The 15,418-nt window shown below is 47.0% G+C and carries 13 protein-coding genes and 1 pseudogene; 6 read left to right on the forward strand and 8 right to left on the reverse strand.

Features of this window, described 5'->3' with window-relative positions; all coding sequences use genetic code 11:
• Nucleotides 1-424: 424 nt before the first annotated feature.
• Both OGV50_RS01680 and OGV50_RS01685 read left to right on the forward strand, forming a co-directional pair.
• Nucleotides 425-568, forward strand: a pseudogene (locus OGV50_RS01680) (IS30 family transposase); the annotation flags it as partial.
• A gap of 16 nt (nucleotides 569-584) precedes the next feature.
• Nucleotides 585-1,469 (forward strand): restriction endonuclease, encoded by an 885-nt coding sequence (locus OGV50_RS01685; RefSeq protein ID WP_022065025.1) that lies wholly within the window; start codon nucleotides 585-587, stop codon nucleotides 1,467-1,469.
• A gap of 151 nt (nucleotides 1,470-1,620) precedes the next feature.
• Here the strand turns inward: OGV50_RS01685 and OGV50_RS01690 are convergent, their stop codons facing one another.
• From OGV50_RS01690 to OGV50_RS01725, 8 genes are all read right to left on the reverse strand, one after another.
• Nucleotides 1,621-2,439 (reverse strand): hypothetical protein, encoded by an 819-nt coding sequence (locus OGV50_RS01690; protein ID WP_032454852.1) that lies wholly within the window; start codon nucleotides 2,437-2,439, stop codon nucleotides 1,621-1,623.
• A complete protein-coding gene (locus tag OGV50_RS01695; RefSeq protein WP_094948193.1) occupies nucleotides 2,436-3,629 on the reverse strand; it encodes a toll/interleukin-1 receptor domain-containing protein in 1,194 nt (397 codons plus the stop codon). The genes OGV50_RS01690 and OGV50_RS01695 overlap by 4 nt, the downstream gene beginning before the upstream one ends.
• Before the next feature lies 1 nt (nucleotide 3,630).
• Complete coding sequence (locus OGV50_RS01700) at nucleotides 3,631-4,143, reverse strand: TIR domain-containing protein (protein WP_081178146.1); 513 nt, start codon at nucleotides 4,141-4,143, stop codon at nucleotides 3,631-3,633.
• 41 nt (nucleotides 4,144-4,184) lie between these two features.
• A complete protein-coding gene (locus OGV50_RS01705) occupies nucleotides 4,185-4,796 on the reverse strand; it encodes a TIR domain-containing protein (RefSeq protein WP_081178148.1) in 612 nt (203 codons plus the stop codon).
• A complete protein-coding gene (locus OGV50_RS01710; RefSeq protein ID WP_032454839.1) occupies nucleotides 4,796-5,524 on the reverse strand; it encodes a hypothetical protein in 729 nt (242 codons plus the stop codon). The genes OGV50_RS01705 and OGV50_RS01710 overlap by 1 nt, the downstream gene beginning before the upstream one ends.
• 581 nt (nucleotides 5,525-6,105) lie before the next feature.
• Nucleotides 6,106-7,116, reverse strand: a complete 1,011-nt coding sequence (locus tag OGV50_RS01715; RefSeq protein WP_012131823.1) for a FecCD family ABC transporter permease — start codon at nucleotides 7,114-7,116, stop codon at nucleotides 6,106-6,108.
• Nucleotides 7,113-8,069 (reverse strand): ABC transporter substrate-binding protein, encoded by a 957-nt coding sequence (locus OGV50_RS01720; RefSeq protein ID WP_110494096.1) that lies wholly within the window; start codon nucleotides 8,067-8,069, stop codon nucleotides 7,113-7,115. The genes OGV50_RS01715 and OGV50_RS01720 overlap by 4 nt, the downstream gene beginning before the upstream one ends.
• Before the next feature lie 19 nt (nucleotides 8,070-8,088).
• Nucleotides 8,089-8,922, reverse strand: coding sequence for an ABC transporter ATP-binding protein (locus OGV50_RS01725; RefSeq protein ID WP_286488256.1), 834 nt, complete (start codon nucleotides 8,920-8,922; stop codon nucleotides 8,089-8,091).
• Between the two features lie 229 nt (nucleotides 8,923-9,151).
• Here OGV50_RS01725 and shiA point away from each other — a divergent pair, with 229 nt between their 5' ends.
• The 4 genes from shiA to OGV50_RS01745 all read left to right on the forward strand — a co-directional run bounded on the left by shiA (nucleotide 9,152) and on the right by OGV50_RS01745 (nucleotide 15,239).
• The gene (gene shiA, locus OGV50_RS01730; protein WP_286488257.1) at nucleotides 9,152-10,471 is read left to right on the forward strand and encodes a shikimate transporter; all 1,320 of its coding nucleotides are present in this window, start codon (nucleotides 9,152-9,154) and stop codon (nucleotides 10,469-10,471) included.
• Nucleotides 10,472-10,588: 117 nt separating this feature from the next.
• Nucleotides 10,589-12,043: an AMP nucleosidase gene (locus tag OGV50_RS01735; protein ID WP_286488258.1), complete on the forward strand. Its 1,455-nt coding sequence runs from the start codon at nucleotides 10,589-10,591 to the stop codon at nucleotides 12,041-12,043.
• 15 nt (nucleotides 12,044-12,058) lie between these two features.
• Entirely contained in the window at nucleotides 12,059-13,837 is a 1,779-nt protein-coding gene (locus OGV50_RS01740) for an aminopeptidase P family protein (RefSeq protein ID WP_286488259.1), read from the forward strand.
• A 505-nt stretch (nucleotides 13,838-14,342) separates the two neighbouring features.
• Complete coding sequence (locus OGV50_RS01745; RefSeq protein WP_286488260.1) at nucleotides 14,343-15,239, forward strand: LysR family transcriptional regulator; 897 nt, start codon at nucleotides 14,343-14,345, stop codon at nucleotides 15,237-15,239.
• The last annotated feature ends 179 nt before the right edge of the window (nucleotides 15,240-15,418 follow it).

The raw sequence follows: 15,418 nt of genomic DNA on the forward strand, positions 1-15,418 counted from the left end.
AAAAATCGGCCCAGATCCGCGAAATTTTAATCAGCGAGTCAGCTTGGGAAGAAATGACCTGCTTATTCGCACCTTCCCTAGACAAAAACTCATGAAATAGCTTGCTGTTATATTCTTTAGATAGGCGTTAAATAGTACCTCAGACATCATTAAATATTCTAAAAAAAATAAAGCCCAAAGCTTCCACCGTTATGCCCAGTAAAAAGACATTCGATTGAGTGTGGTGTATAATCAGTAAGATAAACGGTTTATTTATGTAAGTGACACCTGCCTGATTTAACAAATTGTTACATATAAAATTTATTAGCTCAAAATTGAACTGACTCTTTTCTCTGGCAGCGTACAATCAAATCTGATCGTCAGTTTTGAGCTGTGAGTTCAACGTATCGATGCAATGCCATCCTTAATCAAGGGGGGTGTTACCATGAAACGAAGAACGTCTATTAACTACAAGCCAGAACAGAAAGCGATTATCTGGGACAGATATAAGCATGATGATTCCTTGTATGACATCGCCAGAATATTCGACAGATATCATTCTTCTATCATGCCCACTATGCACCAGACATTAAGAGGAAGTTTAAATGAGCAACCATAAGAAAAATATCGATACAGATTGGTATAATTTCCAAGAAGAGATTTGTGAACATTTTAAAAATTTAGGTGCCAACGCTAAGACGAATGTTACAGTAGAAGGTGTAAGAGGAATTTCGAATATAGATGTGGTAGTGGAATCCAAATATCTTGGGACTGATTTCAAATGGTTCGTAGAGGCTAAGTATTGGAATAGTAATGTCACAAAAGAAATTGTTCATGCTTTTTTTACAGTGCTTCAAAATACCGGTGCCGATAGAGGTTTCATCATTTCAAAAAAAGGTTTTCAATCAGGTGCAATAGAAGCCACGAAGCATACAAATATAAGTTTGTATACACTTGACGAATTTAAGAAAAAAACAAACCATCTTGTGCAATCTAATATATTAAAATCTTTTTTGAATCGTGCTATTTTAACTAGCACTAGATACTGGGGGCATACAAAGAAAACAAGGATAAAATATGAACTTAGATATGAAATGTTTGATGATAGAGAAATCCTTTCATGCGCTGTAATTCTCATTATTGTTACCGACTTAATTATCGATGAAGAGATTACCTATCCATTTGATGTTTCTCACTACACAGGGAAACAAATAGATCCAATTAACAGTTTTCATGAGTTAATGCATTGGTTGAATTTAAGTTTGAATGAGTTAGATCGTAGAATACTAGATGCTGAAATAATGATGAAGGTCAACGGAGATTTCGATCCTATATATGAATATTACACACCTGACATCATTAGAATTTGCACTAAAGAAAGAATTGATAACTTTTTAGATTATAGTTTCTTTCCTGAAAAGGAAAGGAAAATCTTGATTGCACAAAAAAAAATGGCAGAAGACTACAGAAAAAGTCGGAAGATTAATTGAGGGTTTGATATATCCGAACAATAGTGCAAGCCGTTCTGATAGACACGTCCGCTCTCGGCACAGAACTGTCTGTAAGATTAGATTTAGCTCTGCGCCATTAGAGTTCCAAATTAAGTCTAAGCTGATACATAAAATGGACGATAGATTTTTTTCAGCCACGTTTTACTAATCGAAAAAGCCCTCTCAAAATCATAGCGATAGCCTGATCTACATGAGGAGTCTGTGCTAGCACAACATTTTCCAACTCAGTAAGTCCATTGTTCAGATCCTTGTAAGAAAAACCGGCAAATTCTTCCCGCCCTCTCCAGTTGCGTTGCTGCATTCCGTCAGATGCCACAATATTCAGAGACTCCGTGATATCTTTTGCACATCCACCAAAGCCTCCCATAATAAAAAGGGGTTGTTTAGCACGAAGTGATAATACAGCCTCTTCTGCTATACCGGGCATTGCCCCCTTATACTTATCAACCTGCCCGCCAAGAATAATACGGGCATGTGTGTCTTGTAACATAGCATGTCGCATTGCTGTCAAACCTATTGCCCAATCTTCATCAGAAGGAATAGTTGCTATGTAATGGGCTCGTTCTGCCATTGGTAACGGCTCGCCATCGCGATTGAACAAAACAAGTCTTGCCATTCCTTTCAGGTCCGCACTGAGCCTTTCCAAGTCACTGGCATCTTTTTGCATATGCACCGGCCATGCAAGATAGTTCAATATACTGGAACGTTCATCCCCCTCATCGGCATCTCTTCTATGGCGTGCTACTAACTCAAATAACAGTTCAGTAAAACCATTAGCACGTAGATCTCCGCCATAAACAATCCTGGCTCCCAAGGCTAATAAATGACGCGCAATTTCTGTCATCGCGTCATATAAATGCTGTTTACTTAACCCCAATACAGGCATATCTGGGCTATCTGATGTAGATATTGCAATAATATGCTGACTAAGCATTTCACGATAAGTCATGATGTTCCCTCTGCCAGCCATTCGGTAAAACTTCTAAGCCTGATACCGGGTTTAACTTCTTCAAATAATCGCTCTTCTTCCGAACTTAAGGGTGGGTCAGGATATACAATTGTAGGTTGCCCAATACCGGGGAACTTTAAACCAGCAAGTGAAATTAACTCCGGCGCACGTGGAACAAACTGCACTGCACTTTGTTTAGTATTAACCAATTGTATACGACAACGCCACAGAAAATCTTTCAGAACCTCATCAAGCAGGCGTGCAATAATGATATTAATTCGTTCAGCCTGCTGGGGATCCATTCTCACTATGGGGACATTTCCCATATAAGGAAATCCCCTTTCATCCAATTCGCTAATACAGTTGGCAACAACTAAAGGTACACTATTACGTTTAGCTTCTATAATCTCTCTGCGACACCACTCACGCGAGGAATAAGAGTCGGTATGTATGGCAACAACTGCGCTTTGCGCCAGCTGTTTCAATAGCACCTGATGAAACCGAAGCCCAGCAGGGATATCATGGACATCAAAGAATGAACTTAACCCATGTCCACTATGTAATTGCTCACGTATCAAACGAGCAATCCTCTCTCCATCTTCATCATGTTTAGAATGGCTAAGAAATATCTGAACTTTCTTGAGATAATTAAGCAAATCATCTTCATCTTTTTCTGGTTGTTTCAGATGTTCCAGGTAATGGCGCAGCATCCTGCAAAATTCGTATGTAAGCTCACTAATCAATCGTATATGAAGATTTGCAGTATTGTTACTCCCATCCTGTATCCATTGGTCCCAGCGCAATGCCTGCTCTTCCAGTCCAAGATTTAATCCTTCTACTTCAATAGCAATGGGGAAAAGATGTGTACCCAGTCCAGCTATTTCCGACTGCGCGGATAGCTCCCGAAGGTAAGTCCCCCATTCAGGATCATTTGCCATACATGATTCTGCAAGTATAAGGACTGCGGTGGTCTCTGATTCTGAAAAATTGATCGGCAACGGCTTCCCCGTTTCAGGTAGAGGCTCAGAACGAAAAATAACACTTAAACCGGTTCCTCCAGCAACGTTCTGATAGAGTTCCCGACGAAAGTGTCCCCGCAATATTTCAGCCAGTCCAGCACCAGCGGCGAAATCCGGGTGCCAAATGATATAAACAACAAGAAATGGTTTTGCTAAATTCGTCTCAAGCATATTATGCATTCCTTAAGCGGCGTTCACGAGTATTTCTTATCAGAGTATTACTACGGCAATTGGCTTGTTCGATATATCCCCTACACGACGAAATGTTAGCTGTAAAATTAGCCCAACTTACCCACAGTGCATATCCAGAATCAATATTATCACTGAGTCGAGCGGGCACATTCACTCGTCCAGAAGAATTTGATAACAATGTTGGTAACTGGACACCAATAAGTCCATGTTGTTTATCAAGCGTCGCTTTAATTTCCCAGTCAATATATTTCCTCCCCCATGATTCATTACCGACCAAGACAATAGAACATGAAGTCCCTGTGATATAACACTCACGAATACGTCGCATGACATAGTCAATATCCTCACTATCAACTCGACGATCAAGGGAATTATCCGTTACAGCCTCATATTCGTCATGAAATTTTTTTGAGAATTCATTATAGTAATATTGGTCACCATCATGGTGGTAACTTAAAAAAACCTTTCTTTTAATTATTCCGCTATTATACATATCTGACCCCTTAAATTTATCTTAGCGTAAAAACAATCTAATCACCATAGTAAATTAGTTCTTATAGCAGGAACATCCGCGGGATTTTTCTTTGCTGCTGGTTCCATAACATTTCTTTCATCAAATGCCTGGTTAATATAAAATTCACTATTCCCTATAAAATCTGAATACTTAACTAGTGAGCAATAAACATCCATATCCTCATACTGAGGGACGACTTTTGAAAAGTTATGATTTTTTTTAATTAACCAAGGGAGATAATGTTCATAACCCCAATCAATGGTTCTAATTCCAATGCCGCAATTGCAAAAAACATCACTACATACACCAGAGCTAAATACGCTCGAATATATTTCATCTCTAATTACACCGATTAATCCAGCAGGATTCGCCCCCCATAAAGATGCTTGAATTTCTGAGTTAATGAAAGGTCTGTTGGCAGTTTCTGTACCTATGAGTACTACTGTTACGGTAGAGTCACCAAGATAGTCCTCCCGAATTTTCCGCATAATGTAATTTTCACTGACATTACTGCTGATATCCCCGTCACTTACGGACTTGTCAATAAATGACGCACCACCAAATGCTTCAATGATTCCGTCCTTCAAATCTTGTTCGTTTGCATGATGATAACTCAGAAAAGTTTTATGCATTACTCCTCCCACTTAGCAATATCGATGTTAAAAATACCACTAACTTCCTCACAGAAAAATTTATTAATGCATTCAAAATCAGCCATCAATTGGCTGAAATGATAGTAATGAGTCTGGATTATTCCAATTGGTGTTAAATGATAAGTTAAAGAAACATTTTCACCGTTAGAATCCTTATCCCTCGTCAATACAATATCGTTTGTTGAGATGTACTTATGCCAACGCCTGTAATTATTCTGATGTTTGGTAAGCAATTGATTCAGTTTTTTTAGCATTTTATTAGATATACGATACAACTCCATATCTCTTTTCCGCTTAACATCCAGCACTCTTATTTCAACACGAATGAAATTATAGATATCATATAAAGAGTTAAAAACCTCCTCAAATGAGTCAGAATGTGGATCAATTTTGAACACACTTCTTTTAGTATCAAGAAAATTGCGAACAGATCTTTTATATAGCAAGTCAGAACTATCAAATAAAATATTTAACCCACCGAAAGTTAATTTTTCTAACTTTAATGAATATTTTCTCTCTAAAATACCGAAAAACAAAAATATAGTAATCAATGATAATATAAGAATTGAAAGGAGCGATTTTACAAAATCAAAATTTGATATGATATTTTTTATAAACCACCATTGTGAGGCCGGTAAAAAAGAGAAGCACCCCATTAAAATAATTGCTATTAAAATAATTCCAACTAGTAACAATCCCCTGACCATAAGCGAATCCTTATGAAAAATTTCAATCAAGTTGCATTTTTATCAACATACTGAAAAAAAATATTATTCACTATTATCAATGAGTTAAAGCCACATAACACAATTACTAATTAATGCTCAGAGATTACTATACCCTGATTCGGATTTCTCCGAAATCCTTCAGGATATCAATTTCACTTTTCGCAGCCTGATTAAAAATTTGCGTATATCTGATGGAATGCATTGGAGTTTTCTCTAGACAAGCAGTGGATATCTTCATCAGCTAGCTGTCTGTGGCAATGCAGGACGGTCACAGATCACTAAAACATAATGCACCGGCAGAGTACCGATTGTACCTTATCCCCCCAATGGGCATTGCTTCTTCTTACAAGTGCATACATTTCTTAGAGGGGGTCATTCTGGTGGTCTTGACAGAAAAGGAATTCAGGTTTAGCTTACTTATTAGCCAGTTATTGGCAAAGGCGATCCCAGTCAGAGGAGCCAAATTTAGAAAAGCTCGCTTTTTAGCGGGCTTTTTGCTTTTCTGTACTCCGAACAACCACAATCAGGTATACGTTCCAGCCGCTTACCGTTTCTGGCCGTCATATTGACGACGTTCTGGCGAGCAACACAATAATAAACAAACCGCCAATACCCGCCGTAATAATGCCGACAGGCAGTTCCTGCGAGGTCAGCAACGTTCGGCTGACAATATCGCCGCCGCACAACAGCACAGCCCCCCAGACACCACAAAGAGGCAGTAAAAGCAGATGCTTAACGCCAGAAAAGTACCGACACAGATGTGGCACCATCAGCCCAACAAAGCCGATCACTCCCGTCAGTGCCACTAAGAAAGAGGTCGCCAGCGCGCAGCACAGGAAAATTTCCATCCGCAGGCGGCTGACGTTAATCCCCAGCGATAACGCCGTCTGCTCACCGGCCAGCATGCCATCCAGCGCACGCCATCGCAGCAGAATAAAAGCGCTCAGTAATATCAGGCTCAGTAAGGCGAAAGGCAGATTGCCCCAACTGGCTAATCCCAGGCCGCCCAGTGACCAGAACAGCACGGAACTGGCGGCACGTTGATCGCCAGAAAAAATGAAATAGCTGGTTAACGCGCCAAACAGAAAGGAGATAGCAAGCCCACTGATAATTAACTGCTCAGCCCCACGTTGCTTTTTGAAGTGGAACAGTAATATCACCGCCATAGCGGAGCAGATCCCACCAACAAATGCCGATACGGGGAGCGTCAGCGTGCCAAGCTGATTGCCGAATCGGGTAATGACCAGTACCGCGCCCGCCGATGCGCCCGATGACAGCCCAAATAAAAATGGATCGGCAAGATCATTACGTGTGGTGGTCTGCAACAACGCGCCCACTATCGCCAGTCCTGCCCCTGTAAGTACAGAGAGGAGCGTCCTCGGCACGCGTAAATCAATCACAATTCTGCTGACCATATCCGATACCGGCACATCTGCAATCCCTATCGCCCCCAGCACCTGCAACAGCGATAACGAAACAGCGCCTTTGGCAATACTGAGTAACATTAATCCTGCCAGTACCACCACCGCGCTCCACATCGCCCAGTAGTAACGGTACGAAGTGAAACTCATTGTGCAGCCGTCTGATACATGGCCCGAGCCAGTTTTTCTACTGCTTTGACATTCGCAGGGCCTGGCGTCAGTTCAGCATATTGCAGCTTCAGATAACGTTGGTGTTTCACCGCTGGCGTGAGTTTCATCAACGGGTGATTTTCCAGGAAGTGACGAAGCTCATCAGCCCCACTTCCCGTTTGATAATCCAGCAGAATGATAAAGTCCGGCTCAGTGGCAGCCACACTTTCCCAGGAAGTTGTGCCCCAACTGATATCCAGCGCCTCCATCGCATTTTTACCACCAGCCGCTTCGATAATGGCGTCAGGCATCGCATATTTCCCGCTGGTAAAAGGTTTATCCTCTCCCGAATCATAAACAAACACGTTTAATGGCCGGGCTCCTTTCGGCGGTTTGGGCAGCGCCTCCAGCGTCTTTTTCCAGCGATTAACCAGCGCCCGAGCGTCATCTTGCTTACCAAAAATCTTCCCCAGCGTCAGTACGTCATTATAAAGTAGATCCATACTGGCTTTACGCTTATGCGCGGCAGTAAAGACGCAACTTTCGCTCAGAACAAAAGTCTTGATGCCATATTTATTAAGTGAAGAAGGCGTCACTTCACCCCCTACTTTCATGCCATAATTCCAGCCTGCGAAAAAGAAATCTGGATTAACCGCCAGCAATGTTTCCAGAGAGGGATATTTCGGTGCCAGTTCAGGGATCGACCCCATTGCTTTTTTAAATTCCGGCGTCATTTTGTACCACCCGCTGATGCCGGTCAGACCGACGATACGATCCTGTAAATTCAGAGCGAACGCCATTTCAGACATATTAAGGTCATTAATAATCGCTCGCTTTGGCGGTTCCGTGAACGTCACGGGTGTTCCACAACTTTCTATGGTGACAGGAAAATCCGCAGCCTCTACTGCCGATACCGACAAAATAGCAACCATGCCTGCAAGCAATTTTTTCATCACAATCCTCAGATATTTATTATGCATAGCCAGGAACTTCAAAAATACGCAGCGCTTTCCCCGTATCAGGGTGTGGTACGGTAAAGCAGGTCAACCCAAAAACGGGATAAAGGTTTTCAGACACCAGCACACGCTCCGGTGTGTCGCAGAGCACCATTCTTCCCTGCGACAGAAGAAGAACGCGGTCAGCAAAAGATTCAATCAGCGACAGATCGTGCAATACCGCCACCACCGTTATCCCCTTGTTTTTCACCAACGAAAGCAGTTCCACCCGACCGGAGGGATCCAGATGGTTGGTTGGCTCATCAAGCAGCACCAGGCTCGGCATCTGAGCTAACACCCGCGCCAGCGCCGCCCGCTGCCTTTCTCCGCCAGAAAGCGCAGACAGCGACCGCTTTCGCAACGCCAGTAATCCCGTCTCTTTAATGGCCTTCGTCACGATGGCATCATGCCTGTCGCGTGGTGCATCCCGGGCGTGCGGGATACGCCCCAGCGCCACATAATCCTCAAGAGCCAGCCTCAGATCGGGCGTATCATTTTGCGCCAGAACGGCGATCTGCTTTGCCCGCTGCTGCCGCGACAGCGCCGAAACAGACTGGCCCAGTAGCTGAATATTGCCCTTCTGAAGGGGGAGTTCCTGACTTATCGCCCTCAGTAAAGACGTTTTACCGCTGCCGTTAGGCCCAATAACGGCCAGGCATTTCCCTTCCTCAACCTCAAAGCGAATTGCACAAAGCAGTTCTCCGCCTCCGGGCCGCTGTAGCGACGCAATATTGACGCTTAGAGCACTCGCCGGGTGATCACTGGATGCGACGAATTGCACAATACTTAACCTCTTCCATGATCGAACCATTAAATAGATATGTTATATCATAACAATTAACGTTAACAACCCTGAGATACAAGGCGATTTCAACCGGGGCTCCGTACTATTTTTCATCTTGTCTGCGCGTGACGGATAAAATCATTTTCTCTTTCCGTCTGTCGCGGTAGTCTCATAAAAGCCGTTAATATGTCGGCAGCAATATGAGTCATCATTTCTCCATACTAATAACTAAAAAAACAGCACAGACAGGATAACTATGGATTCCACCCTCACCTCCACGCGTCCCCAGGATGAGACGCCTTCGCTTAATCGCGCGCGCCGCGCCGCATTAGGAAGCTTCGCTGGCGCAGTCGTCGACTGGTACGATTTTCTGCTCTATGGCATCACCGCTGCCCTGGTGTTTAATCGTGAATTCTTCCCGCAAATCAGCCCGGCGATGGGTACACTCGCGGCGTTTGCCACCTTCGGCGTTGGCTTTCTGTTTCGCCCGCTGGGGGGTGTGATCTTCGGCCACTTCGGCGATCGTCTGGGCCGTAAGCGTATGCTGATGCTGACCGTATGGATGATGGGTATCGCTACCGCACTGATTGGCATCCTCCCTTCTTTCGCCACTATAGGCTGGTGGGCGCCGGTACTACTGGTGATATTACGGGCTGTTCAGGGTTTTGCCGTCGGTGGCGAATGGGGTGGCGCGGCATTGCTGTCGGTTGAAAGCGCGCCGGAGAACAAAAAAGCGTTTTACAGCAGCGGCGTTCAGGTGGGTTATGGCGTAGGGCTGCTGCTCTCGACCGGTCTGGTCTCGCTGATCAGCACGCTGACGACCGATGAACAGTTTCTGAGTTGGGGCTGGCGCATCCCATTCTTGTTCAGCATTATTCTGGTGCTTGGTGCCTTATGGGTGCGCAATGGCATGGAAGAGTCCGCCGAATTTGAACAGCAAAAACAGGAAACACCACCGGCGAAAAAACGCTTGCCGGTTATGGAGGCGTTGAGCCGCCACCCTGGCGCATTTCTGAAAATCATCGGCCTGCGCCTGTGCGAGCTGCTGACGATGTATATCGTCACCGCGTTCGCCCTGAACTACTCCACCCAAAATCTGGGCCTTCCGCGTGAGCTTTTTCTGAATATCGGTCTGCTGGTGGGGGGACTAAGCTGCCTGACGATTCCCTGCTTTGCCTGGCTTGCGGACCGCTGCTTCGGTCGTCGGCGTGTCTATATTACAGGTGCCTTAATCGGTACGCTCAGCGCATTCCCGTTTTTTATGGCGCTTGAAGCCCAGTCAATCTTCTGGATTGTGTTCTTCTCCATCATGCTGGCCAATATTGCTCATGATATGGTGGTCTGCGTACAGCAGCCGATGTTTACCGGCATGTTCGGTGCAGGTTATCGCTACAGCGGTGCCGGAGTCGGTTATCAGGTCGCCAGCGTCGTGGGCGGCGGGTTCACTCCCTTTATCGCCGCCGCACTGGTCACCTTCTCCGATGGGAACTGGCACAGCGTTGCCATTTACCTGCTGGCAGGCTGCCTGATCTCTGCCGTTACGGCGCTGTTGATGAAAAATAAACCACACGTCTAATCCCTGTACGGGGGCCGTCTGGCCTCCGTCTGTTCTTACGCAACGTCTGACTTTTGTTTCACATTCCTGTGACATACTATCGGGAGAGCAGTACACCTGTGGAACAAGGAGACAGACATGAATAATAAGGGCGCCGGCCTGACCCCGTCTCAGGCGCTGGATAAACTGGACGAACTCTACGAGCAATCGGTTCAGGCTCTGCGTAACGCAATTGGCAAGTATGTTAAAAACGGGGAACTTCCAGACATTACAGCCCGAAATAATGGCCTTTTTGTTTACCCATCGCTTTCCGTTTCCTGGAGCGGCAATGCGACGAATCCCCCCAAGACCCGCGCCTATGGCCGCTTTACCCATGCTGGCTGCTACACCACAACCATCACCCGTCCTGCGCTGTTTCGCCCTTACCTTGAAGAGCAATTAACGCTGCTGTATCAGGATTATGACGCGCATATCGCGGTTGAACCGTCCCATCATGAAATTCCGTATCCTTATGTCATTGACGGTTCCGAGCTGTCGCTTGACCGCTCCATGAGCGCCGGATTGACGCGCTTTTTCCCCACCACTGAACTGGCGCAGATTGGCGACGAGACCGCAGACGGTTTGTTCCACCCCGGTGAGTTTTATCCGCTCTCTCACTTCGACGCGCGCCGTGTCGATTTCTCGCTGGCGCGACTGCGCCACTACACGGGGACGCCGGTTGAACATTTTCAGCCCTTTGTTCTGTTTACCAACTACACCCGCTATGTAGACGAATTTGTGCGCTGGGGATGCAGCCAGATTCTGGACCCGGACAGTCCCTATATCGCACTTTCCTGTGCTGGCGGGATCTGGATCACCGCAGAAACCGAGGCTCCTGAAGAAGCCACCTCCGATCTGGCATGGAAAAAACACCAGATGCCAGCCTGGCACCTGATTACGGCTGATGGCCAGGGGATTACGCTGGTGAATATTGGCGTCGGGCCGTCAAACGCCAAAACTATTTGCGATCACCTGGCGGTACTGCGCCCGGACGTCTGGCTGATGATTGGTCACTGCGGCGGCCTGCGTGAAAGCCAGGCGATTGGCGACTATGTGCTGGCGCACGCCTACTTACGTGACGATCATGTGCTCGATGCCGTACTGCCGCCCGATATTCCCATCCCCAGCATCGCAGAAGTTCAGCGCGCACTGTATGACGCCACAAAAATGGTGAGCGGTATGCCTGGCGAAGAGGTTAAGCAGCGGCTGCGTACCGGTACGGTCGTCACCACCGATGATCGTAACTGGGAGTTGCGCTACTCCGCCTCCGCATTGCGTTTCAACCTGAGCCGCGCCGTCGCCATTGATATGGAAAGCGCCACAATTGCCGCCCAGGGCTATCGCTTCCGTGTACCTTACGGCACGCTATTGTGCGTCTCCGACAAACCGTTGCACGGTGAGATTAAACTTCCCGGCCAGGCTAACCGTTTTTATGAAGGTGCAATTTCGGAGCACCTGCAAATCGGCATCCGCGCCATTGATCTGTTACGCGCAGAAGGCGATCGCCTGCACTCACGTAAACTGCGCACATTCAACGAACCGCCGTTCCGTTAAGGCATGAAGGTGTCTATGAGCAACCCAACTCCCCTTTCCGCCCTGCGTAATCTCCTGATTGCGCAGGGGCTGGATGGCATGATCGTTCCTCGCGCCGATGCTCATCAAAGCGAGGACTGTACGCCACACGATAATAAACTGGCCTGGTTAACGGGCTTTAGCGGTTCTGCCGGACTGGCGTTAGTGCTTCGCGACCGCGCATTGCTGTTTGTGGATGGCCGCTACCAGGTTCAGGCCCGCGCCGAAGTCGATCGTAATGATTTTGAAATTCATCACCTGCATAACGAGCCGCTTGCGGAGTATTTGCAGGAACAGGTTGCCTCCGGCGCACGTATTGCCTTCGAACCTCTGCTGATGGTCAATAGCCAGTTTGAGACACTCTCAGCCACCCACTGCGAACTGGTGGCGTTAGACAGCGATCCGTTCGACGTTGTATGGCAAAACCGCCCCGCCGCCCCCTGCGGCATCATCCGGGAAATGCCCGTTGAAATCAGCGGTGAAAGCAGCGCGCAGAAACGCGCGCGCATTCTCGACGAACTGGCAAAACAGCAGGCGGATTACCTGCCGATCACCCTGCCGGATAATATCGCCTGGACGCTGAACGTGCGCGGCAGCGACCTCAACATGGTGCCTGTTCCTTTCTCGTTTGCGTTATTGCACCGCACGGGCGAACTGGAATGGTTCGTTGATGAAAAGAAAACTCAGCAGTTACCTGAAAGTTTGCTCAGCACGCTGACCATTTCCCCGCCGGGTGAGTTCCTTGCACGCTGTCAGCAACGCGCGGCCGGAAAGCGTTTCCTGGTTGATAAAGATTTCGCCCCGGTCGCCCTGCGCTTCGCCATTGAGCAGCATGGCGGTGACGTCATCTGGTCAGCAGATCCGATTACGCTAATGAAAGCGCACAAGAACGAAACCGAGCTGGCAGGATACCGCGAATGCCATGAGCAGGACGGCGCCGCCTGGGTTAATTTCCTCGCCTGGCTGGCGCACGAAGTGCCGCTGCGTGAAGCCGCAGGCAATCCGATAACGGAGCTGGAAGCCCAGGAAAAACAGCTGGCTTATCGCCAGCAACAACCGGGATTTCTTGAGCAGAGCTTTAACACCATTTCTGCATCGGCAGGCAATGCCGCCATGTGCCACTATCATTCAAGCGAGAAAACAAACGCGCCAGTCACAGCCCAGGAGATGTACCTGAACGATTCGGGCGGTCAATATCAGAACGGTACGACAGACACGACCCGTACCCTCGCATTTGGGCCGCAGGAGCCGCAGCGTCGGTTACACTACACCGCTGTGTTGAAGGGCTTTTTGTCGCTGATTACCCTGCAATTCCCCAGCGGAACTCAGGGACACCAGCTTGACGCCTTTACCCGCCGGGCGCTTTGGGATCTTGGTCTGGATTACGATCACGGAGCGGGACACGGCGTAGGCCATCAGCTACTGATTCATGAGCAGCCGCACCGTATCGCCAAAAAAGTGAACCCCTGGCCGCTGGTGGCAGGCAACATCATTACGATAGAGCCGGGCTATTACCTCGCCGGACAATACGGTATCCGCATTGAAAATCAGGTCGAAATTGTCGAAAGCCGCCCTAGTTTCTGCAAATTCGCCACACTGACGCTGGTGCCGATCGACTTAAGTCTCGTGGAATTGCATCTGCTTAGCGAGGCAGAAAAACTGTGGATTGATGAGTACCATCAGCAGGTAAGAGAAACATTATCCCCTCGCGTAGAAAGCAACGCCCGCCCGTGGCTGTTCGCCGCCACTGCTCCCATACGGGTGCGCGCAAATTAACCCTGTATGCTGAAAACCAAAAGCCCGCTAAAAGTGGGCTTTTTGGGTAGAGGGTCGGGTTTGTGCCAGGAGGGGACGTTGGTATTTTTAGTATCTCGTTTTCAGTTCCTTAGCAACTCTGCGAACTTCATCGTTACATCAACGTGTTCTCCCTACCTGCCTCCGTTGCTCTGAAAACTAAGATAAGAAATGAAAATTGTACACTTTAATAATGAATTAAATGCAGCGCAGGCAAATGATAGTGCAAGTAAACTGAACACATACCAGTCATCGGCCTGATCTCAGGACTTACCATGCGTTTGTTAAATATCTTTGTCTTTTTGTTTACTGCACTTGTAGTAGTGAAAACTATTCACGATAACCCTCCTTTTCTCTGCTCGATATTTTTGTTTCATCTCCTGAGTTCAGCGTTAGTCATGGGCGCGTTTTCCTTTTGTTTATTTTCGATACTGGAACTGGCGTCATGGCCATTGCTTAAATCTATAGACTGGAAGCTGGAAAAGAGATGAATACTCCCAAACTTTCAAGCTATCTCAACCAGTTTCAGGTGCTTATCAAAGTGGCAGAAACAGGTAATCAATCAAGGGCGGCTAGAGAACTGGGGTTGACCCCTTCAGCTGTCAGCAAGAGCCTTACCCAACTTGAGGAGGTTGTTGGCAATGCGCTGATTTCTCGCGAGTCGCGTCCAATTCAGTTAACGGCAAGCGGGAGACGAATACTTCAGGTGGCACGACGGGTGATTGCTGACATTGAAGGACTGGCTGCCAGCGTAGAAACTGAAACACTGCGTATCAACTGTTCAGTGGCGTTTGGTTGCACCCACATTCCGCATATTTCAAATGCCTTTCAGCAGTTACACCCTGGTGTGTGCATTAACGTCACACTTGACGACCGTCTGATTAATCTGGCGCGCGATGAGTTTGATATCGCCTTAAGGATCTCTTCGGAAGCGGCACAATATGAAGACGATGATACGTGCCTGATGGATATCAGCTGGTTCTACTGTGCCTCTCCGGAATACCTGAAGTGTCATCCGCCGATTTACACCCCCGCCGATTTACGTTTTCATCAGTGTCTGGTCTACCCGCAAATGACCAGCGAGGGACGATGGACATTTCACCACGGAGTCAAGAGTGAAACGGTAAAAGTAATGCCCTATTTTTCGTGTAATTCCAGCCTGCTATTGCTGCAAAGAGCGTTAGCCCATGGTGGGGTTGCCTGTCTGCCGGATTATCTGGTGAGCCATTATCTGGATTCCGGGAAGTTAATACGTGTGTTGCCAGCTCACGATCCTGGCGTCACACATCGTTTGCAGGCCATTGTCTCGCCTTCAGTACAGGAGGACAAAACTATTATTCATTTCCTGGACTTTCTGAAGACTGCATTACGGGAAAAAATGTGATGGCGCGTTGATCATTGACGACACTATCTGTGAATAACATTCACAGTTATTGTTATATATCACTGCGAATCACAATTCAGCGATGCTGTCATCGGGACAATATTGTTTTACCAACATCTTCGTTAAAAGATGATCTTACAGAAATAGATTCTGTAATGACTAAAACCCTACACACATAT

This window comes from Citrobacter sp. CK180 (genome assembly GCF_030333655.1).
GTDB lineage: Bacteria > Pseudomonadota > Gammaproteobacteria > Enterobacterales > Enterobacteriaceae > Citrobacter_B > Citrobacter_B koseri.